20 protein-coding genes and 1 other RNA gene are annotated in these 19615 nt (G+C 69.7%); 10 read left to right on the forward strand and 11 right to left on the reverse strand.

Translation table 11 applies throughout. The features are described from left to right. The first annotated feature begins 143 nt into the window (after nt 1–143). The gene (locus tag MUG96_RS02380) at nt 144–536 is read left to right on the forward strand and encodes a hypothetical protein (protein ID WP_246986152.1); all 393 of its coding nucleotides are present in this window, start codon (nt 144–146) and stop codon (nt 534–536) included. 1 nt (nt 537) lies between these two features. On the opposite strand, the gene MUG96_RS02385 is transcribed toward MUG96_RS02380, so the two are convergent. Together MUG96_RS02385 and MUG96_RS02390 are read right to left on the reverse strand one after the other, a co-directional pair. Beyond that, nucleotides 538–1968, reverse strand: a complete 1431-nt coding sequence (locus MUG96_RS02385) for a dihydroorotase (protein ID WP_246986154.1) — start codon at nt 1966–1968, stop codon at nt 538–540. Between the two features lie 63 nt (nt 1969–2031). Further along, complete coding sequence (locus tag MUG96_RS02390) at nt 2032–2715, reverse strand: lipoyl protein ligase domain-containing protein (protein WP_246988599.1); 684 nt, start codon at nt 2713–2715, stop codon at nt 2032–2034. Nucleotides 2716–2781: 66 nt separating this feature from the next. Between MUG96_RS02390 and MUG96_RS02395 the strand changes: the two genes are divergently transcribed. Further along, the gene (locus MUG96_RS02395; protein ID WP_246986155.1) at nt 2782–3711 is read left to right on the forward strand and encodes a DUF8155 domain-containing protein; all 930 of its coding nucleotides are present in this window, start codon (nt 2782–2784) and stop codon (nt 3709–3711) included. A gap of 19 nt (nt 3712–3730) precedes the next feature. On the opposite strand, the gene MUG96_RS02400 is transcribed toward MUG96_RS02395, so the two are convergent. Further along, nucleotides 3731–4303 carry a protein-tyrosine phosphatase family protein gene (locus MUG96_RS02400; RefSeq protein WP_246986156.1) on the reverse strand — a complete coding sequence of 191 codons (573 nt, stop codon included), beginning with the start codon at nt 4301–4303 and terminating at the stop codon, nt 3731–3733. A 151-nt stretch (nt 4304–4454) separates the two neighbouring features. Between MUG96_RS02400 and MUG96_RS02405 the strand changes: the two genes are divergently transcribed. Continuing rightward, nucleotides 4455–4901: a PaaI family thioesterase gene (locus tag MUG96_RS02405; protein WP_246986157.1), complete on the forward strand. Its 447-nt coding sequence runs from the start codon at nt 4455–4457 to the stop codon at nt 4899–4901. On the opposite strand, the gene MUG96_RS02410 is transcribed toward MUG96_RS02405, so the two are convergent. Further along, a complete protein-coding gene (locus MUG96_RS02410) occupies nt 4898–5467 on the reverse strand; it encodes a cysteine hydrolase family protein (RefSeq protein ID WP_246986158.1) in 570 nt (189 codons plus the stop codon). The genes MUG96_RS02405 and MUG96_RS02410 overlap by 4 nt on opposite strands. 105 nt (nt 5468–5572) lie before the next feature. Between MUG96_RS02410 and MUG96_RS02415 the strand changes: the two genes are divergently transcribed. From MUG96_RS02415 to MUG96_RS02430, 4 genes are all read left to right on the forward strand, one after another. Next, complete coding sequence (locus tag MUG96_RS02415; RefSeq protein ID WP_246986159.1) at nt 5573–7252, forward strand: Hvo_1808 family surface protein; 1680 nt, start codon at nt 5573–5575, stop codon at nt 7250–7252. A 6-nt stretch (nt 7253–7258) separates the two neighbouring features. Then, nucleotides 7259–8566 (forward strand): Hvo_1808 family surface protein, encoded by a 1308-nt coding sequence (locus tag MUG96_RS02420; protein WP_246986160.1) that lies wholly within the window; start codon nt 7259–7261, stop codon nt 8564–8566. Between the two features lie 98 nt (nt 8567–8664). Then, nucleotides 8665–9813, forward strand: a complete 1149-nt coding sequence (locus MUG96_RS02425; RefSeq protein ID WP_246986162.1) for a nicotinate phosphoribosyltransferase — start codon at nt 8665–8667, stop codon at nt 9811–9813. 253 nt (nt 9814–10066) lie between these two features. After that, complete coding sequence (locus MUG96_RS02430) at nt 10067–10645, forward strand: hypothetical protein (protein ID WP_246986164.1); 579 nt, start codon at nt 10067–10069, stop codon at nt 10643–10645. A 151-nt stretch (nt 10646–10796) separates the two neighbouring features. Here the strand turns inward: MUG96_RS02430 and MUG96_RS02435 are convergent, their stop codons facing one another. After that, nucleotides 10797–11399 carry a TIGR00296 family protein gene (locus tag MUG96_RS02435; RefSeq protein ID WP_246986167.1) on the reverse strand — a complete coding sequence of 201 codons (603 nt, stop codon included), beginning with the start codon at nt 11397–11399 and terminating at the stop codon, nt 10797–10799. Between the two features lie 117 nt (nt 11400–11516). On the opposite strand from MUG96_RS02435, the gene rnpB reads away from it, so the two are divergent. The 3 genes from rnpB to MUG96_RS02450 all read left to right on the forward strand — a co-directional run bounded on the left by rnpB (nt 11517) and on the right by MUG96_RS02450 (nt 13690). Beyond that, nucleotides 11517–11949: RNase P RNA component (rnpB, locus tag MUG96_RS02440), an RNA gene on the forward strand. 54 nt (nt 11950–12003) lie between these two features. After that, nucleotides 12004–12987 (forward strand): zinc metalloprotease, encoded by a 984-nt coding sequence (locus MUG96_RS02445; protein WP_246986168.1) that lies wholly within the window; start codon nt 12004–12006, stop codon nt 12985–12987. Nucleotides 12988–13123: 136 nt separating this feature from the next. Then, nucleotides 13124–13690, forward strand: a complete 567-nt coding sequence (locus MUG96_RS02450) for a DoxX family protein (RefSeq protein ID WP_246986170.1) — start codon at nt 13124–13126, stop codon at nt 13688–13690. Nucleotides 13691–13726: 36 nt separating this feature from the next. Here MUG96_RS02450 and MUG96_RS02455 read toward each other — a convergent pair whose 3' ends face one another. The 6 genes from MUG96_RS02455 to MUG96_RS02480 form a co-directional block, all read right to left on the reverse strand. After that, nucleotides 13727–14164, reverse strand: a complete 438-nt coding sequence (locus MUG96_RS02455; RefSeq protein WP_246986172.1) for a dCTP deaminase/dUTPase family protein — start codon at nt 14162–14164, stop codon at nt 13727–13729. A gap of 43 nt (nt 14165–14207) precedes the next feature. Then, nucleotides 14208–15302, reverse strand: a complete 1095-nt coding sequence (locus MUG96_RS02460; protein WP_246986174.1) for an aminopeptidase — start codon at nt 15300–15302, stop codon at nt 14208–14210. 37 nt (nt 15303–15339) lie between these two features. Next, on the reverse strand, nt 15340–15861 hold the full coding sequence (locus MUG96_RS02465; protein ID WP_246986175.1) for a GNAT family N-acetyltransferase: 522 nt from the start codon (nt 15859–15861) through the stop codon (nt 15340–15342). A 36-nt stretch (nt 15862–15897) separates the two neighbouring features. Then, nucleotides 15898–18534, reverse strand: a complete 2637-nt coding sequence (locus MUG96_RS02470; RefSeq protein ID WP_246986176.1) for a valine--tRNA ligase — start codon at nt 18532–18534, stop codon at nt 15898–15900. A 135-nt stretch (nt 18535–18669) separates the two neighbouring features. Further along, entirely contained in the window at nt 18670–19161 is a 492-nt protein-coding gene (locus MUG96_RS02475; RefSeq protein WP_246986177.1) for a hypothetical protein, read from the reverse strand. Further along, the gene (locus MUG96_RS02480; RefSeq protein ID WP_246986178.1) at nt 19161–19595 is read right to left on the reverse strand and encodes an OB-like fold-containing membrane protein; all 435 of its coding nucleotides are present in this window, start codon (nt 19593–19595) and stop codon (nt 19161–19163) included. Before MUG96_RS02480 ends, MUG96_RS02475 begins: the two co-directional genes overlap by 1 nt. Between the last annotated feature and the right edge of the window lie 20 nt (nt 19596–19615).

Consider the following 19615-nt stretch of genomic DNA (forward strand, 5'->3'; position numbering starts at 1 on the left):
ATGCTCGTCCGTGACCGCACTGCGCCGCCACCGCGCCGCTCCGCAACTTCACCGCGCCGCCACCACACCGCGACCCTCCTCCCGCCACACCCCTTCGTTTCCCTTCGAACACCCTCAAGTGCGCCGACCGCTAAGAACCGTCGATGACGCCCGAACGGAAGGTCCTCCTTGGGGACGGTGCGGTCGGTTTGAGCGTCGTCCTGCCCGGCCTCCTGTATTTCGGGTCCGCGCTGGTCTGGTGGGCCCCGATCCCGGGCGCGCTCGTCGCGTTCACGACCGCGGCCGTCCAGCACTACGCCGAACACGTCGGATTCGAGAGCACTGTCCACGAGGCTCTCTTCGGTCTCGCCGGCATCGTCCTCCCGCTGGCCGTCGCGGCCGCGCTCGTCCTCGTGGGTTCGCCGCTCGGCCCGCCGATCGCGTTCGTTGCCTTCGCGGGTACCGGAACCGGATTCCTCGGCTACCGGTTCGTTTTCGGCGTCCTCCGGCCGGTTCCGGAGAAACGGCTGGAACGGGCGGGCGAGCGGGTGGTCTGACTCACTCGTCGTCCGCCTGTCCCTCGGCCGCGCTCGGCTCGTCGTCAGCCGTCGTGGTGTCGTCGGCCCCTCGCTCGTCCTCGGCTTCGGTCGCCGGATCGCGGTCGATGGTGCGGACGTTCCGGCCGACGGCGTCGCCGAACCGCTCGCTCCGCGTCTCGCCGCTCTCGGCCTGCTCGATGGCCGTATCCGGACCGAACGACTCGTAGGCGACGTTCCCCCGGACGAGCGTGAGCTCCGGGAACACCCCCCGTTTCCCCTCGAACGGCGTCCACTCGCACTTGGAGTGGAGGTCCTCGCCCCGAATCTCGCGGGTGTTGCCGGGGTCGACGAGGACGAGGTCGGCGTCCATCCCCTCCGCGATACGGCCCTTGGTCGGGAGGCCGAACACCTCGGCCGGGTTCGCGGCGGTGAGGTCGCGGACGCGCTCGTAGGAGAGGTCGCCCTCGCGGGCCTCGGCGAGCAGGAGGGGGAGCGCGGTCTCGACGCCGGGGACGCCGGAGGGGGCGTCCCAGATGGAGGCATCCTTTTCGGCTCGCGTGTGGGGCGCGTGGTCGGTGGCGATCATGTCGACCGTCCCGTCGACGACGCGGTCGTACACCTTCTGCCGGAGGCGTTCACGGCGCAGCGGGGGGTTCATTCGCCCGTGGGTGTCGAGGTCGTTCAGGTCCCGGCGGGAGAGCAGCATGTGGTGGGGCGTCACTTCGCAGGTGACGCCGCGGTCGTCGGCGATGTCGATGCCGTCGGGCGTGGAGGTGTGGGCGATGTGGACGTCGGCCTGGAGGCGGTCGGCGACGTCGCAGGCGGCTCGGACGGCCGAGGCCTCCGCGCGGGCGGTGCGGAAGGCGCTCCAGGCGTCGGCGTCGTCGCGCTCCTTCGCGCCGGGCTCGAACTCGCTCGCGTCCTCGGCGTGGACGGTGACGGTCACGTCCTGGCGGGAGGCGGTCTTGACGGCGCTGGCGAACAGGTCCACGTCGATGCCCATGTCGCCGGTCGAGTCCGCGAGGAAGACCTCGCCCAGCGCGAACAGGGGGCGCTGGAAGAGCGCGCTGGGCACCCACTGGTCGGTGACGCCGCCGTTGATGCCGTAGTCCACGAGCGAGTCCCCGGCGAACTCGGCTTTCTCGTCGAAGGAGGCGCCGTCGGTCGTCGGCGGGTCGGTGTTGGGCTGGTCGACGACGGTCGTGACGCCGCCGGCCGCGGCCGACCGGCTCCCGGTCGCCCAGGTCTCCTTGTGTTCGAAGCCCGGCTGGCGGAAGTGGACGTGCACGTCGATCATGCCCGGCATGAGGCGTTTCCCCGTGGCGTCGATGAAGCGGGCGTCGGCCCGGTCTGGCATCGGGAGGTCGTCGCCGACGGCCGCGATCCGCTCGCCCTCGATCAGGACGTCACGGGTCCGGCCGTCCGGGAGGGTCGCGTTCCGGATGAGCATACCCACTCTGCGGCCCCCGGTGTGGTAAAACTCGCGGACGGGTGCGGCCACGGGGTGGGTCCCCTACTCCCCGAGCCACTCCACGGAGGCCAGCCGGTCCCCGAGGAGTTCGTCCTCGATGCGCAGGATGGCGCCGACCGGGTCCGGCTCCCCGCCGGCCTTCGCGATGCTGCCGACCGAGCGCGGGTCGAAATCGAGGTCGAGCGCGTCGTAGATCGGCGCGAGCGTCTCCGCGATTTCGGTGTGGTCGTCGACGATGACGACGCCGGCGACCATCGCCGCGTCCTGCTGGACGCGCTGGGCGATGCCCACGAGTTTGCCCGACCGCCCGGCCTGGAGCGACTGGCTGCCGGGACAGAACGAGCCCTCGGGTTCGCCGCGGCGCGCGTCGACGCCGAGGTCGCCGAGCGCCGCCCGCAGGTCGACGCGGGCGGTCGCGTACCGTTGCTGGACCCCCTCGCGCATATCGTCGACGGGTTCGATGCGGGCGAAGGCGACGGTCGTCCCGGTGTAGGCGACCGCCCGCCCGCCGACGGACCGCTCGCAGACGGCGTAGCCCCGTTCGTCCGCGATCTCGCGGGCGCGGTCGTAGCCGTCGCTGTGGACGTCTCGGGGGCCGAACGCGACCTGTCGGTGGGGTCGCCACACCCGGAGCGCGGGCTGGCCGGTCTTCGCGCCAGCCAGCAGGTCCGCGGTGAACTCCCTGTCGGCCTCGACGGACGCCGCGCGGCCGCGGACCACCCGCACCTCCGTTCCCATACCACCCCCTGCGTCCCGACGGGACTAAACGCTCTCGAAGACTATCCGACGGCGATGGCCGTCACGCTCCCCGCCGCCGTGTGCCGTCGCTACCCCCGCCTGTCCCTGTTCAACTCCCCGTACACCGCCCACGACCGCGGCTGTGCCGTCGACCTCTACCCCGACTCCGTGGATGCCCCCTCGCCCGTCGCCGGCGAGGTCGTCGACACTCGTACCGTCGACGCGCCCTCGAAACCCTACGCCGCCGCCCACGACCACCTGATTGTCGTCGACCTCGCCCCGGACTCGCCGGGGGCCGCCGACGCTGACGCAGCGCGGATCCTCCACGTCGACCCCGACGTCTCCCCCGGCGACCACGTCGCCGTCGGCGATTCGCTCGGCGAACTCGTCCGTTCGGGCTTTTTCGCTCCGTGGGTCACCAACCACGTCCACCTCGGCTTCCGCGGGGCCGACGACGACCCCGTCCGCGCCTCCGGGTCGCTCCCGCTCGCCCTCCCCGCCGACCTCGACGTGCGCCCGGCCGAGTGGGACGGAACCGGCACCGTCGTCGAGACCGGCGACACCTACGTCGTCCTCGATTCGCCCGCCCACCCCGCGCCGGGCGAGTGCTTCGCCGGCCTCGCCGCCGACGACGGAACCGTACTCGACGGCGGCCTCGTCCACTACGCGGGCGGCGGCGCTTTCTCGGTCGATGCGGCCGCCGTCGGGGCCGGTGCCGACGGGACCGGTGCCGACCGGGGCGTGACCCCCGCAACGGGCCCACTCTCCCTGCTCGGCCAGCGGGTCGGGACCGCCGCGGACGGCACCGTCGACTGGGCGGACGTGGCGCTCCGGGCGAACGACGAGCCGATTACCGGTCTCTCGCTGTTCCTCGGTCGGAAGACCGCCGGCGCGAAACTCGTCTGCCCGGACCACGGCTTCGCCGTCGGCGACGAACTGGCCGTCGAAATCGCCCCGACTGACGAGCCGATACGCCTGGGCTGACCCGAGGTGGGCGGTCCCGTCACCGCCCGAAAAAGCGGTCGAGTATCGCTTCGGCGCGGCCCCTGCGCTCGACCGTCGATTTCTCGTCTCCGGCGGGGTCGTCACCGATGCGTTGTTCGATGTCGCGGTCGCGGCGGCGGCCGGGGTCCGTCGCGACGGGCTCCCGGGGGCTGTCGTCGAGATACCGCCGGGCCTGCTCGCGGAGCGCGGGATGTGGACAGGCCCGTTCGCGGTGGCGCTGGACGACGGTCAGCCCCTCGGCGAACGCCCGGGCTTCCTCGGCGGCGATGGCCGTCGAAAGCACCGTTGCACTCCGGGAGATACCGGCGGCACAGTGGACGAGCAAACCGCCGTCGGCGCGGACGAGCGCCCGCGTCGTGTCGACGGCGGCGTCGAACTCCGCGGGGCGGTTGTTCGCGCCGTCGTCCAGCGGGTGGTGGTGTGTCGTCAGCGGCTCGCGGCGCCGCGAGAGGGTTACGACGGTCGCGAAATCGGCCGGCTCCTCGGCATACGTCTCGGGGTTCGCCGCACGGCGGTCCCCGATGTACAGCGGCCGCGAGCCGAGCCGCCGACACACCGGCGCGTTCGACATACCGTCCCATCTTCGGCTCGCAGGCACTTAAACGCGGGCGATAGGCGGGAAGCGACGGGTCGGCCGCCGGTACGGCTGATTCGCTTCCACGGCTCGCGGGCGCGAAAGAACCAATTGAAATAAGGGTGCTGTCGAATATGTAACACACACCATGGCCAAAGACCTGCCGGAAGGAGCACCGGTGATGCTCCGGATGTCCGTCGAGCGGGAGAGTGGCTATCTCTCCTGGCTCGGGATGCAGATGCAGAACATCGAGCACGGGGCGACGACGCTGACGATTCCCTTCGACACCAAACTCACCGACAGGGAGAACGAACCGCCGACCGTCCACAACGGGATCGTGTCGACGCTGATGGAACAGGCCGGCGAGATCGCCATCCGGACGACGATGCCCGATCCCGTCAACGACCGGGTCGAGCCGCTGAGTCTCGACTGTAACTTCCTCAACGAGGCGGCCCACGACCTCACCGCGTCGGCGGAGGTCGTCGAGCGCGGTGACGGCTCCGCCGTCGCGACCATCACCGTCGAGAGCCGGACACCCAACGGCAACATGAGCACCATCGCCACCGGCCAGGGCGTCTATCGCAGCGAGAGCTAGAAGGTGATCTCCTCGCGGCCCGCGAGTTCGCCGAACAGCCACTCGGCGTGTTCCAGCGCGTACTCACGGTCGTCGTCCTCGATATACCCGACCGCGTCCTCGATTACGACCGGACGGTAGTCCCGGAGGCCGGCGCTCGACGCCGTGTGGAGGACACAGACGTTCGCCAGCGTCCCACAGATAGCCAGGTCCCGAACGTTCCGCGCCGAGAGCCAGCCGTCGAGTTCCGTCTCGTGGAACGCGTCGTACGTGTGTTTCTCGACGACGAGATCCTCCTCGCGCACGGCCAGTTCCTCGACGATCTCGGCCTCCCAGGAGTCCTCGAGGACGTGCTCGCCCCAGCGGTCGAACTCGTCGTAGTAGTGGGTGTCCTCGAACTGCTCCGGTGGGTGGACGTCCCGGGTGTAGACGACCTGGACCCCGGCGTCGCGGGCCCGGTCGACGAGGTCGGCGACGGGTTCGATGGCCGCCTCGCTCGGCGGCGCGTAGAGTGACCCGTCGGGGTGACAGAAGCCGTTTTGCATATCGACCACGACCAGTGCCGTCGAGCCGCTGTCGAACTCCATGTCCGTGTCTTCGGACGCGCGGAAAAAAACCGTTCCCCGCGGGGACGTGCCCCTCGGGCGCCCGCACCCGCGTCACTTTTGGCCGCGCGGTCCCTGGGACGGGGTATGCGTACGGTCCTCGCCGCAGCCCTCCTCGCGGTCGTCGTGTTAGCCGGCTGTAGCGGCCTCTCCGCACCCGACGCCGGGAACGCGACGGACACGCCTCTCGACGGTACGAACGCGACGACAGCGAGCGACGGAGCGAGCGAGACGGCCGTCACCGACGGAACGGACGCGACGACGACGGCCGCGAGCGGTGAGCCGGCGGCCGGCGGGCTCGGCGAGGGACCGCCCGACCCGCCGACGGACCGACTCGGCTGGGAGGCGGGCTACTGGCACAACGAGTCCATCGCCGTCGACAACAGTGACGGGATGAACGCGAGCGAGCGCCGGGCGGCAGTCGCCCGGGCGATGGCCCGCGTCGAGTACGTCCGGCAACTGGAGTTCGAGGTCGACGGAACGATCCCGATCTCGGTGCGCTCCCGTGCCGAGTTCCGTAACCGGACGTTCGACGGGGCGACGAACCACAGCACGGCCGTCAGAACCTTCGAGAACGGCAAGTTCGAGGCTCCGTTCCTCGTCGGCGAGGACGAGGACGCGCTGGCGACCCAGCGGACGAACCGTGCCGCGACGACCGGCGGCTACTACGACCTGCGGAACGACTCCATCGTGCTGATCTCCGACACCGGGAAACCGCAGTTCGACGGCGAGGAGACGCTCGCTCAGGAGGTCGGCCACGCCCTCCAGGACACGCGGTTCAACGTCACGGCGATGCGCCGGTCCGTCGAGACGCGCGACGCGCTCAACGGACAGAACGGCCTCGTCGAGGGCGACGGGAACCTCATCGACGAGCGGTACATGGAGCGGTGTGGCGACGAGTGGGAGTGTATCCCCCAACCGGACGACAGTGACGCCCTCGGGGGCGGCGGCGGGGCCGGCGACGTCCACATAGGCATCAACATGATGCGCTATTTCCCGTACAGCGACGGCCCGACGTTCATCGAGTACCACTACGACCGGGGCGGCTGGGACCGGATCGACGCGATGTACGAGGACCCGCCGGTTTCGGCCGAGCAGATCATCTACCCCGAGGCCTATCCCGACGAGCGGCCGACGAACGTGACGCTGCGTGACGCGACGAGCGCGGACTGGGAGCGGGTCCGTCCCGACGAGCGGCCGGCACGGGAAACGCTCGGGCAGTCGGTCATCACGACGATGTTCGCTTACACCTGGTTCGACGCCGACTACCGGCGCCGCGGCGTCGGCGTCGTCTCGCGCGAGGACTTCCTCCACATCGAGAACGGGCAGGTCGACACCCAGGGCGACCTCTTCGACTACGACATCCCCTACAGCGACGGCTGGGACGGCGACACGCTCCACGTCTACGCGCGGACGGGCGTGAACGACACGAACGGGACGAGTGCGGGAGCGACGACCGCGGACGACGAGACGGCTCCCGACGACGCGCCCGAGACGGCCTACGTCTGGCGTATCGAGTGGGAGTCACGGAGCGAGGCGACGGAGTTCGTCGAGGGGTACGGGTCGCTCCTCCAGTACTGGGGCGGCGAGCGGGTCCCGGACCGCGACGGCGTCTGGCGGATCGACGACGAGACCAGTCCGTTCACCGACGCTTACGCCGTCCGGCAGTCGGGGACGACCGTCACGCTCGTCAACGCGCCGACGGTCGGGGACCTCCCCGACGTGTCCGACACCGTGGCGGCCCCCGCCGCCTCGGCGAGTGGGTGACCGGCCGTGCGACGACGCCTCGCCCTCCTCGCGCTCGCGGCGGTCTGCCTGCTCGCCGGCTGTAACGCCTTCCTCGGCGGGGAGCGACCCGACCCGGCGAGCGACCAGCTGGGCTGGGAGAACGGGACCTGGCACGACGACCCCCTCCAGGTGACGACCGAGGACGGGCTGAACGCGAGCGAGCGCGCGGCCGTCGTCGCGCGGACGATGGCACGCGTCGAGGAGATCCGCGGCCTGGAGTTCGAGGAACCGGTGCCGGTGACGGTCATCTCCCGGGCCGAGTACCGCCGGAACAACTCCGACTCGGGGAACGGCGGCGCCTACGGCGAGTGGAACAACCAGGTCTGGGAGGCCCTCTTCCTCGTCGGCGAGGACCGGAACGTCTCCGCGGCGTTCGACTCGACGCTCGGGTCGTCCGTCCAGGGCTACTACTCGCCGAGCAAGGACGAGATCGTGATCGTCAGTGACGCCGAGACGCCGACCATCGACCGAACGACGCTGGCACACGAACTCGTCCACGCGCTCCAGGACCAGCACTACGGCCTCGGCGGCAACCCCGAGTTCCAGGACACCCAGCTCGCCCACCGGGGCGTCACGGAGGGCGACGCGACCTACGTCCAGAAACTGTACGAACGCCGCTGTGGCGACCGCTGGCGCTGTCTCGACCGCCCGGATCGGACGACCGCCGGGACGGACAGCGACTTCGACCGTGGCGTGTTCGTCGCCCTCTATGCCCCCTACGCCGCCGGGCCGCGGTTCGTCGCCGAGCGTCAGCAGGCCGAGGGCTGGGACGCCGTGGACCGCCTCTACGAGCGATACCCCAACAGCACGGAACAGCTCATCCACCCCGAGAAGTATCCCGACGAGGCCCCGGTCGACGTGTCGATCCCGGACCGCTCGAACGGGCAGTGGGAGCGGTTCGACCTCCAGCGGCCGGCCCACGACGTGGTCGGTGAGGCCTCCATCTACGCCATGCTCCGGGCGACCGGCCAGGCCGACGACGGCGCCCCCTACGAGTACGAGCATCCCCTCTCCTCGGGGTGGGGCGGCGACCGCATCGTCCCTTACCGGGACGGCGACCGCTTCGGCTACGTCTGGGCCATCGAGTGGGACTCCCGTCGGGACGCGCGGGACTTCGAGCGGGCTTACCGGGCGGTCCTCGACGAGCGGGCGAGCCGCCAGCCGGGGACGGACACCTACGTCCTGCCCGAGTCCGACCCGTTCGGCGACGCCTTCCGGGTGACCCGGACGGGCACGCGCGTCCGGATCGTCAACGGGCCGTCCGTCGAATCCCTCGACGGGATTCACGGCTGAGTGGGACTGTCGGCCGCCGAGCGTGACGGTCGCCGACGCCGAAGCGAGCGACGGCACCGACGGGTAGTTTTTTCGTCGGTGGGGCGGTAGCGACGGTCATGACCGAGTTCGACATCGTTTCGTCCGAGGCCATCCGAGAGGGTCGCGCGACGGACGCCTACTTCGACCGGACGGTCGAGGCACTGGAGCACGCCGACCGCAACCCCCACGTCGTCGCCGAGGTGACCGCGGACCAGTTTCCCGACGGCGAGTTCGAGGTGCTCGCGGGCCTGAACGACACCGCCCGCCTCCTCGAAGGCCTCGATATCGACGTCTACGCGCTCCGGGAGGGGCGGCTGTTCGACGGCGGTCCCGTCCTCCGCATCGAGGGCCGCTATCTGGAGTTCGCGGTCTACGAGACCGCGTTGCTGGGCTTCCTCTCGCACGCCTCCGGCATCGCGACAAACGCGCTGGCGGCCCGCCGGGCCGCGCCGGACTCGCTCGTGATCAGTTTCGGCTCCCGGCACACCCATCCCGCCATCGCGGCGGTCGTCGAGCGTGGCGCGATGGTCGGCGGGCTCGACGGTATCTCCAACGTCGCGGCCGGCGAGGTGATCGGCGTGGAAGCGAGCGGCACGATGCCACACGCGCTCGTAATCTGCTTCGGCCGGGGCAACCAGGAGGACGCCTGGCAGGCGTTCGACGAGGCGGTCGCCGCGGACGTGCCCCGGGTCGCGCTCTGTGACACCTACTCCGACGAGAAAGACGAGTCGGTCCGGGCCGCCGAAGCCGTCGAGGCACTGGACAGCGTCCGCCTCGACACCACCGGCTCCCGGCGGGGCGACTTCCGGCACATCATTCGCGAGACCCGCTGGGAACTCGACGCGAAGGGCTTCGAGGACGTGGGCATCTTCGCCTCCGGCGGTCTCGGCCCCGCCGAAATCCGGGACCTGCGGGACGTGGTCGAGGGGTTCGGCGTCGGCGGTTTCGTCAGCAACGCCGACCCCATCGACTTCGCGCTGGATATCGTCGAGGTCGAGGGGGAACCGGCCGCGAAGCGAGGGAAACTCTCCGGGACGAAGCAGGCCTACCGGACGCTCGACGGCGGCCACCACGTGGCCCTGGCCGACGCCGACGGTCCGGCCGACGGCGAGCCCCTGCTGGAACCGCTGATCGAGGACGGCGAGATCGTCCGCGAGTTCGACCTCGACGCGGCCGCCGACCGGGCGCTGGCCGACGCCGAACGGACCGGATTCGGGAGCGAGTGAGCGGACCGGGTTTCCGGTCGAATGAGCGGACCGGCCCGGATCGGTCACCGGGTCTACTTCTCCCCGAACCGCGCGCCCCGGCCCGCGGGTCCCGCCGGATGCCTGCCACGCCACTCGCTCGCCGTCGAGCCCGGATTGAACCGAGTTAAATCCAGTTAAAACGGCTTAATTCGGGCTGACGCTCCGGAAATTCGGGTTCACGGCTTCCCCCCTTCATGACCCCGGAGTGCCCAGGACCGAGTGGAGTCAGACAATGAACGCAAGCAAACTCGTCGTGGCCGCACTGGCCGCACTGCTGTTGAGCGCGGGTACCGTGGCGGCCCTGCCGGGCCAGGCCGCGGACGCGGGTGCATCGAACGCGAACGAACAGGCCGACGCTGCCGAGGCCGCCGAGGAGCGTGACGCCGCGGACGGGAACGCGAGCGACGCCGCGGACGCGAGCGAGAAGAAGCCTGCCGCCGCCGAGAACGCCGACGAACGCCGTGGCCCGCCCGCGGACCTGCCCGAGCAGGTGCCCGACCACGTCCACGAGATCCACGAGACGATCAATCAGTTCCTCGACGGTGACCTCGAGGGCTCGCTCGGTGCCGCTATCAGCGACGTGACGCCGGACGACGACGCTGACAGCGAGGACGCGGACGCCGAGGGCGCCGACAGTGAGGAGTCCGCTGACGAGGACGCGGACGACGCTGACACCGAGGAAGCCGACGAGGACGCCACCGATGACGAATCCGCTGACGAGGAGTCCGTCGACGACGAGGAGATGACCGAGGACGAACAGGCCGACGAGGACGCCGAGGAGTCGGCTGACGACGCTGCCGCCGACGCGTAACGACCCCGCCCCCCTGCTGACGCACGACACGACGCGGTTCTTTTCCCTGACCTCACCGGAAAGCGGCGGCGCTGGTCGGTACAGGTGCTCGGGGAGTTCTCATTCTGAGCGGCGGAGTGGCGAGCGAGACGTCGAACGCGTGACGACGGGACTAGAGGTCGAGTTCGGCGACGGAGCCGTTGGGTTCGCGCTCGCGGAAGACGCGGCCCTCGAACAGCGTGACCATGGCGTCGTCCTCCCAGGCGCCGGCGGGGAGGTCGGCGGTCCGGCAGACGCGGTCGAGACACTCGGCGGCCGACCAGTCGTTCTCGACGGGGACGGTCGGGTAGAGCCAGCCACCCCGGTCGCCCTTCTCGACGGCGACGCCGTGGCGGCCGATCTCCAGATCGGCGAGCGGGTCGTCGGTCAGGACGACGCTGTCGACGATACACAGCGAGACACGAAGGTTACCGAGTTCTGCGGCGTCGACACTCGAGCCACAGGAGTCCTCGCCGGCGGCCGCGATGGCGGCGTCGACGATGGCTCGGCCGAGGTGTTCGCTGTCGTCGTAGGTGCCGGCACAGCCCCGGAGTCGGCCGCGTCCGCGGGTACTCTCCAGTCGGACGAACGCGCCCGTCCGAGCGTAGAAGGCGTCGCGCATACTCCCGAGCTGCTCGCGCTTGTCGTTTTCTACGAACGTCTCGACGGCGTTCCGGGCGAGTTCGACGGCACGGACGCCGTCGGTCGCCGAGAGGCTCCCCGCTGTGGCTGTCATTACCCATTCATAGGCCGGGGAACGTTTGAACGTGTCCCTTCCGAGCTGGCTGGTAGACGGTACCGTGGCACACGGCCGACCGAACGGCTTAATCCGCGCCGTCGAGTAGCTTCGCCCGGCAGAGGGAGCCTGGCTCCCGTGCGCCCAGAGCGCATGAGGAAAGTCCCCCCACCGTCGGGCAGGTGACCGGGCGCAAGCCCGGAGCGGGAGACCGCTGGCTCTGGAACAGAAACGACACCACTCCGTGGGAGCGATGAGGCGCGCGAACCCCGACCGCAAGGGAGGGGGAGTTAACCCGCCGAGCGAAGCGGGGTCCTTCGGGACCCCGATGGCGAGCGGGCCTCGCCCGTGAACCGGGTGGCGACGTAGTCGCCGCCGACTGCTTGAACGGGCCTCGCCCGTGAACGCCGCCCGCGGAGAACGGATGGAACGGCGAATCCTCACCGGTGCAAGTCCGCGTGCGCTGGTAGCCCGACACTGCCCACGTGGGCACCACGCGGACGCTCAGCCGAATGCCGGGCAAACAGAAGGGGGCTTACTCCCCTCAGCCACGACTCGTCCAGTAGCCACAACGGATTTGCTCGTCCGCGACAAGGAACGGGTGATGGAGACGCGTGTCGTCGCGGTCGCGGTCGCCGTCGTCCTCGCCGGCTGTTCGGTCCCGGCGGACCTCTCCGAGGCAGTCTCCGGCCCCGAAACGCCCGCGTGGGACGAGACGGAACTGGTCGTCGCCCTCTCGGTCGAGACCGACGACTCGTACGCCAGTCACCAGCGGGCGCTCCGCACGACGCTCGACTACTGGGGGGCAAACGCCGAGCGGTACGCGGGCCACCCCATCGAGTTCCGGCTCGAACCGAACGCCTCGGACCCCGACGTGCGCGTCAGCGTCGTCGAGACCGTGACGGGCTGTGGCCGCGAGGATCACACCGCCGGCTGTGCGCCCTACGTCGAGGACCTCCACGTCCACGACCGCCCCCTCTCCGTGCGGATCCGGGGCGGCTTCGACCGCGCCTCGACCCGGCTGGTCATGAAACACGAGTTCGGCCACGTCCTCGGCCTGGGCCACGACGACGCCCCCGGCGAAATCATGGGTGAGCGCGCAGTCCTCGCGAGCCAGCCCCGGCCCGACGCGACCGAGCGCGCGCTCCCCTGGAACCGCTCGACGCTGTCGGTGTACGTCGACGACCGCAATCTCTCGGCCGACGAGCGCGCGACCGTCCGCGACCAGATCGGCCACGCGCTCGACTACTACGCCGACGGCGCCGACGGCACCGTCCCCGCCAACGTCTCGTTCGTCCGCGTCGACGACCGCTCGGCCGCCGACGTCCGAATCCTGTTTCCCGACCGTGCCTGTGGCGACGCGGCCGGCTCGTGCAGTCAGCTGTTCGGCCCCGACCCGGACCGCGACGGTGCCCGCGAGCGGTACTCCCGGCTCGTGATTTCGGTCGGAACCGTCGACGACGAGGCCGTCGGCTGGCACGTCGCCCGCTGGCTCGGGACCGGCTTCGGCCACGACGAGGAAGCCGACCTCCCACCCCCGCTCCGGGACGCCACCTACGAGGAGCGCCGCGGCGAGTGGTGGGACTGATCGCCGAAACCGACGCGTAACCGCTGTTCATTCTCCGGATATAATCCAGAAATCGACAGGGGCCTCTCAGGGCTCCGCGGAGCCAGGCACGCTGACAAAATTATAAATAGTATGTTATCGAACCGTCGGCTGTGCCATGTCAACAGATACCACTACAAAGCCGATGGACACGGAACTGTTCGGCCGGTCGGTGTCGTTCGAGTACTCGGAACACTGGCTCGGTTACTCGCTTTTGATCCTCCGGGTCGTGATGGGCTGGGTGCTGTTCCAGGGTGGCATCGTGAAGGTGCTCGACCCCAGCTGGAGCGCGAGCGGATTCCTGCTCAACGCGATTCCGGAGGGGAACCCGCTGATGGGGTTCTGGTCGATGCTCGCGACCGACTACATCGCGATCATCGACCCGCTGAACGCGTGGGGCCTCACGCTGACGGGCCTGTTCCTGATCGCCGGCGCGTTCGTCCGCTGGGTCGCGTTCTGGGGGGCCGTCATGATGCTGTTCTACTGGCTGGCGGCGCTCCAGGGCGGCCTCATGGCCGGGCTCCCCCTCGCCCACGGCTGGGTCGTCGACGACCACCTGGTCTACGCCGCGCTCCTGTTCGGTCTCGGCGCGTTCGGGAGCGGGCGCATCCTCGGCGTCGACGCGTACCTCGAAGAGACGGACGTGGTCCAGAACAACCGCTGGCTCCGGTACTTCCTCGGGTGAGAGCCGGCCCCGCCGTCGCTCCACCCCCCGAACCGGTCAGGGCCGCTCGACGCCGACGACCGTCGACACCCGGGCGTTCTCCTTGAGCTTCAGCCCTGCACCGCCGACCGAGAGGGGCACGCCGTCGAGGTTCCGCACCGTCAGCGTCGGGTGGAACGCGCCCCGCGCCAGCAGTTCGTCGCGGGTCTGGACCCGGAGGGCCACGTCGTCCGGCGCCGCGACCGTCTCGTTGTACTCAAGCAGGTACTGCCCCGCATCGAGCGTCCACCACTCGTAGTCGTCGTCCTCGTTGCGCTTCGCCGACGGGTGGGGTTCGGTCTCGGCCGGTTCCAGTTCGCCGCCGCCGAAGTCGACTCGGCCCGGTTCGGTGACCTCGTGGACCGCGGCGGCCGTCAGGTCCAGCCCGCGGCCCTCGGTCTGGGTCGGTTCGTGGACGATGCCGTCGACGAACGCCGTGAGGTCCGTCCGTGGCATATGGTCACACTCGCCGGACGGAGTGAAAAACCCCCGGCCGTGGTCAGTCGTCCTCCCAGACGAACCGGCCGTCCTCCTGGACGACTTCGCCGTCGATTTCGAGCCGCGACCCCTCGTTCATCCACCTGATGAGGTCGACGTGCACGGCGCTCTCCGTTCGTTCGTCCTCGTGGCCCGCGGGGAAGTTCGACGCGTAGGCCCGCCCGAGCGCCAGGTGGACGGTGCCGCCCATCTTCTCGTCGAAGAGGATGTTGTCGGTGACGCGGTCGATGCCGCGGTTCATGCCGACCCCGAGTTCGCCCAGCCGCTTCGCGCCCGCGTCCGTGTCCAGTACGTCCGCGATCACGTCCGCTCCCTGTTCGGCCGCGAAGTCGACCACCTCGCCGTCCGCGAACTCCAGGCGCACGTCCCGGACCCGGCGGTCGTTGATGGTCATGGGCACGTCGAAGGTGACCGTCCCCTCGGTCTCGGCGGGGGCGGTGAACACCTCGCCGCTGGGGAGGTTGTGGGAGTCGTAGGCGACCGAGGCCGCGCTGTTGACCGCCACCCGGTTCTCGACGGACATCGTGAGGTCCGTCCCCTCGCCGACGATCCGGACCTCGCTGCCGTCGTCCAGCCGGCGCTTGAGCCGCCCCATCTCCCCGGCGAGCGCGTCCCAGTCCCGGAGGACGGCGTCGTAGACGAACTCGCGGTAGGCCGCGTAGGACATCCCGGCCTGCTGGGCGAGCGACCGCGTCGGGTGGACCGTCGACACCCAGTCGGTGGCGAGTCGGGCTTCCCGAATCCCTTCGCGGGCGTTCGCGAGTGCCCGCCGGCGGTCGCTTGGCACGTCCGCGCCGGCGGTCGTGTTGCGGCCCCCGCCCAGCGAGAGGACGCTGTCGGCCTGCTCGTACAGCGCCAGCTGGTACTCCGGGTCAGGGTCGAACTTGCCGTCGTGGGCGCGGGTGTAGGCCCGCGCGACCTCCGCCGAGTCGTACACCGACAGGAGGTTCGCGCCCCGCTCGCCCAGTTTCTCGGCGACGGCGACCGCGAGGTCGTGGGCACCCTCCGCCACCCGGAGGACCACGTCGTCGCCCGCCTCGATGCGTGCGCTCCAGTCGACCAGCACCTCTGCGTGGTCGTGTACGCGCTCGTCCATACCCGCCTCTCGGCCGGGGTCGACTAAACGCCGGTGGTCAGTCCCGCCACTCCCGGGCGAGCAAGCCGTAGAGGAGCGTGTCGTGGCGCTCGCCGCGGACGTAGTCCTGTTCGCGGAGCCGGCCCTCCTGCTGGAAGCCGAGTTTCTCGATCACCGTCCGGGAGGCGTCGTTGCCCTCGAACACGCGCGCGACGACCTTGTGCAGGCCGCGGTCGTCGAACGCGTGGTCGAGACAGAGCGCGGTGGCCTCGGTGGCGTACCCCTCGCCCTGCTCGTCGGGGGCGATCCAGCAGCCGAGTTCGGCGTGGTCGCGCTGCTGCTCGATCCCGAACAGGAAGACGAAGCCGACCGGCGTCCCGTCGCGACAGGGGAGAAACTGGACGGACGCCTCGTCGTCCTCGACGAAGGCCGCGAGGTCGTCCCGCCCGACCGGTGTCGGTGCGGGCGCGCCCCGACGGACCGCCGGGTCGTTCCCGTGTTCGAGCAGGAAGTCGTAGTCGTCGGGCGTCACCGTCCGCAGGTCGAGTCGGTCGCCGGCGAGGAACGTCGGCCCGGGCATGGGCTGGCGTTCGGACCAGCGATGGAAAAAACCGGATCAGTCGGGGTAGATCAGGATCGTCGCGAGGTCGCTCTCGACGACGACGACCTCCTCGCCGGACTCGGCGCGGTGTTCCTCGTGCACCGCGACGGCGTCGCCAGGGACGACGGCGACCTCCTCACCGAGGTCGACCTCCACCTCGCCGTCCAGGCGTTTCTGCTGTTTGACGTCCTCGGGGTCGGCGTCCTCCAGCGCGCCGACGACGGCGCCGGCCTGATCGCGGAACTCGGGGCCGATGACCGAGTGGTCGGGTTCGACCTCGACGGGGACGAGTTCGACCGCCGGCTCGCCCTTCCGGATGTGGACCGGGGCGTTGACCGCCTCCGAGAGGTCGTAGGTGTCGACCGCGCGTTCGGGGGTCTCCTCGGCGTAGACTTCGATCTTCCCGAGTTCGGCGTTCAGCGCCATCCCCTGGTCGGACTTCCAGCCCCGGACCGTCGAGGCCACGTCCGCGATGAGTTCGCCGACGGTCTCGGCCTCCTCGTCGACCATGTCGACTTCGGGCCAGTCGGCGGCGTGGACGCTCCCCTCGGTCGCGGGCAGGCCCTGCCAGGCCTCCTCGGTCAGGAAGGGGGCGAAGGGCGCGAGCATCCGCAGCGAGGCCGACAGCGCCGTTTCGAGCGCGTCCTTGGCGGCGTTTGCCTCCCCGGGACGCCCCTCGTAGAGCCGGCCCTTGATGAGTTCGAGGTAGTCGTCGGCGAGGTCGTGCCAGACGAACTCCCGGAGCTCTCGGAGCGCGGCGTCGAACCGGTAGGCGTCCATGTGCTCGGCGACCGTGTCGGCGACCTGCGAGGTCCGCGAGAGAATCCACTCGTCGGCGTCGCGGTAGGCCGGGCTCTCCATCGTCGGCCCGCCCGACTCGAGGTGGCCCGCCGCGAACTTCGTGATGTTCCAGACCTTCGTCCCGAAGCGGCTCGCGGACTTGACCTCCTTCCACTGGAACTGGATGTCGCTTCCGGGCTGTCCACCGAGGGCCATCGCCTGCCGGAAGGCGTCGGCGGAGTACTCCTCGACGGCCTCCTCGGGCTGGACGAAGTTCCCGCGGGACTTGGACATCTTGTTGCCGTCCTCGCCGAAGACCATCCCGTTGATCAGGGCCTCGTCCCACGGGATCTCGTCTTCGAGGGCGGCGGTCCGGAGGATGGTGTAGAACGCCCACGTCCGGATGATGTCGTGGCCCTGCTCGCGCAGTTGGACCGGCTCGAACGCCTCGCCGGGCCAGCCGTTGACGTACATCGCGGAGATCGAGGAGTCCATCCACGTGTCCATCACGTCGGTCTCGCCGGTCCAGGATTCGGCGCCACACTCGGGACACTCACCGATTGCGGGATCCTCGTCGGTCGGTTCGACCGGGAGTTCGTCCTCTTCGGCGACGTGGGTGTGGCCGCAGTCCTCACAGAACCACGCGGGGATGGGCGTGGCGAACACGCGCTGGCGGGAGATCACCCAGTCCCACTCCATCCCCTCGGTCCAGTCCTCCAGGCGGTCGTACATGTGCTCGGGCACCCACTCGACGTCGCGGGCGTGTTCCAGGATTTCGTCCTGGCGGACCTCGACGAACCACTGCTCTTTCGAGAGGATTTCGATGGGCGTGTCACACCGCCAGCACTGCCCGACGTTCTGCTCCGTGGGTTCGCTCTCGTTGAGATAGCCCGCCTCGTGGAGGTCGTCGGCGACGGCCTCCTTGGCCTCGTCGATCGTCATGCCGGCGTACTCGCCGGCGTCCTCGTTCAGTTTGCCGTCCTCGGTGACGACCGCCCGGAGGTCCAGGTCGTGTTCGGCCCACCAGTCCACGTCCTGTTTGTCCCCGAAGGTACAGATCATGACCGCGCCGGTCCCGAACTCGGCGTCGGCGTCCTCGTCGGCGATGAGTTCGACCTCCTGGCCGAAGATGGGGACCTCGAACGTGTCACCGATGCGGTCCTCGTAGCGCTCGTCGTCGGGGTGGACGGCCATCGAGACACACGCGGCGAGCAGTTCCGGACGCGTGGTGGCGATCTCGACGTCGTCCGTTTCGTCGTCGGCACCGGGGAAGGTGACGTAGTAGAGAGTGCCGTCGACGCCCTCCTCGGTTTCGACCTCGGCGTCGGCGATGGCGGTCTCACACCGCGGACACCAGTTGACGGGGTGTTCGTCCTGATAGACGTAGTCGGAGTCGGCCATCCGGACGAACGACCGCTGGGTCTCGCCCCAGTAGTCGGGGTCCATCGTCTTGAACTCGTGGTCCCAGTCCTGGGAGAACCCCAGCGCGTGCATCGTCTCTTTCATCGCGTCGATCTGTTCCTCGGTGTGCTCGATGCACATCTCGCGGAACTCGTCGCGGGGCACGTCCGTCCGGTGGATGTCCCGGTTCTCCTCGACTTTCACCTCGGTCGGGAGGCCGTGGCAGTCCCACCCCTGGGGGAAGTCCACGTCGAACCCCTGCAGGCGCTTGTACCGGGCGGCGAAGTCCATGTAACACCACCCCAGCGCGTTCCCGATGTGGAGGTTCCCGGTCGGGTACGGCGGGGGTGTGTCGATAACGTAGTCGGGACTCCCCGAATCCTCGTACTGGTAGACATCCATTGCCTGCCACTGTTCGCGCCACTTCCCCTCGATCTCGTCTGGCTCGTAATTGTCCGGTAGGTCACTCATGATTTAGATCGCGCTGATGGCTCGGTCGGCCGAGAAACGTGCGACTGGTCGTCGCGCTACCGTACTACCGACGACATCAGGCCCATACCCGTGGCTTTGCTCGGTCGCGTGTATAATGTTTCGCTTCCCGGCACCTCACCCGGCCGGCCCCACCACGTACCTGTCCAGCAGGAACACGCCCGCGCTCACGGCGACCGCGGCGACCGTCACGCGCGGGTCGGAGGTAACGTAGAGGTTCGGGGTCGGCGGGCGCCACCAGATCGGATACAGCCAGAAGCTTGCCTGCCCGTCCGCGAACATCCGCAGGCCGTCCAGGGCGAGCGAACTCGCGCCGCCGGCGACGAGCAGGGCGAAGGCGCGCCGTCGGGCTTCGGTGAACGCGAGCGTGATTCCGGCCGCGATCACGAGGACGCCCGCGAGCGAACTGACCGGAGTGTAAGAGAACGGCACGCCGAGCAGCCCCTCGATCACCTCGGCGTCAACGACGAGGTCGATCTTGACGAGGTCGGGGATGACCGCGCCGGCCATCCCGACGGGAATCCAGCGCGCCGTCAGCCCGTCGAGCCCCCAGCTCGCGACCGTCAACAGGACGTACGCCGCCAGGACGTGTGTCAGTAGCTCCGCCATTATTTCGCCTCGAACCCGAGTCCGTCGAGATCGATTCGCCAGTGTCTGAAAAACAGGACGGCGACGAGCACCACTCCGACCAGGGAGACGGCGTACTTGAAGAGCGTCGAGCTCCCGGCCGGGTTGACCACGATGACGTTCTCCGCCGTGAGTCGCCTGTCGGGCCGAATCGTCCCGTACACCTGGAGCGTGCCGCCGGGCGCGACCGCCCGGTCGACGCCGCTTACCGTCAGCGGGAGCTGGCCCCGTTCCGTCTCGACGAGCATCTCGACCGTTTCGTTCGCCCGGTCGGTCTCCTGGACCGTCCCGAACAGGAAGGTTTGCTCGCCGACGTGGTCCCCGTAGTTCGCGTCCAGTGCCGTCGCGTTGGCGTAGGGCCAGTGGTCGTCCTCGACGGCGTCGAAGTGGACGCCCATCCCGACGACGAGGAGCACACACACCACCATTCCGAGGA

The organism is Halorientalis marina (assembly GCF_023028345.1).
GTDB classification, from domain to species: Archaea; Halobacteriota; Halobacteria; order Halobacteriales; family Haloarculaceae; genus Halorientalis; species Halorientalis marina.

Coding starts and splice junctions, on each gene's coding strand:
- MUG96_RS02380 (WP_246986152.1), top strand. CDS start 144: ATGACGCCCGAACGGAAGGTCCTCCTTGGGGACGGTGCGGTCGGTTTG.
- MUG96_RS02385 (WP_246986154.1), bottom strand. CDS start 1,968: ATGCTCATCCGGAACGCGACCCTCCCGGACGGCCGGACCCGTGACGTC.
- MUG96_RS02395 (WP_246986155.1), top strand. CDS start 2,782: ATGGCCGTCACGCTCCCCGCCGCCGTGTGCCGTCGCTACCCCCGCCTG.
- MUG96_RS02400 (WP_246986156.1), bottom strand. CDS start 4,303: ATGTCGAACGCGCCGGTGTGTCGGCGGCTCGGCTCGCGGCCGCTGTAC.
- MUG96_RS02405 (WP_246986157.1), top strand. CDS start 4,455: ATGGCCAAAGACCTGCCGGAAGGAGCACCGGTGATGCTCCGGATGTCC.
- MUG96_RS02410 (WP_246986158.1), bottom strand. CDS start 5,467: ATGGAGTTCGACAGCGGCTCGACGGCACTGGTCGTGGTCGATATGCAA.
- MUG96_RS02415 (WP_246986159.1), top strand. CDS start 5,573: ATGCGTACGGTCCTCGCCGCAGCCCTCCTCGCGGTCGTCGTGTTAGCC.
- MUG96_RS02425 (WP_246986162.1), top strand. CDS start 8,665: ATGACCGAGTTCGACATCGTTTCGTCCGAGGCCATCCGAGAGGGTCGC.
- MUG96_RS02430 (WP_246986164.1), top strand. CDS start 10,067: ATGAACGCAAGCAAACTCGTCGTGGCCGCACTGGCCGCACTGCTGTTG.
- MUG96_RS02435 (WP_246986167.1), bottom strand. CDS start 11,399: ATGACAGCCACAGCGGGGAGCCTCTCGGCGACCGACGGCGTCCGTGCC.
- MUG96_RS02445 (WP_246986168.1), top strand. CDS start 12,004: ATGGAGACGCGTGTCGTCGCGGTCGCGGTCGCCGTCGTCCTCGCCGGC.
- MUG96_RS02450 (WP_246986170.1), top strand. CDS start 13,124: ATGTCAACAGATACCACTACAAAGCCGATGGACACGGAACTGTTCGGC.
- MUG96_RS02455 (WP_246986172.1), bottom strand. CDS start 14,164: ATGCCACGGACGGACCTCACGGCGTTCGTCGACGGCATCGTCCACGAA.
- MUG96_RS02460 (WP_246986174.1), bottom strand. CDS start 15,302: ATGGACGAGCGCGTACACGACCACGCAGAGGTGCTGGTCGACTGGAGC.
- MUG96_RS02465 (WP_246986175.1), bottom strand. CDS start 15,861: ATGCCCGGGCCGACGTTCCTCGCCGGCGACCGACTCGACCTGCGGACG.
- MUG96_RS02470 (WP_246986176.1), bottom strand. CDS start 18,534: ATGAGTGACCTACCGGACAATTACGAGCCAGACGAGATCGAGGGGAAG.
- MUG96_RS02475 (WP_246986177.1), bottom strand. CDS start 19,161: ATGGCGGAGCTACTGACACACGTCCTGGCGGCGTACGTCCTGTTGACG.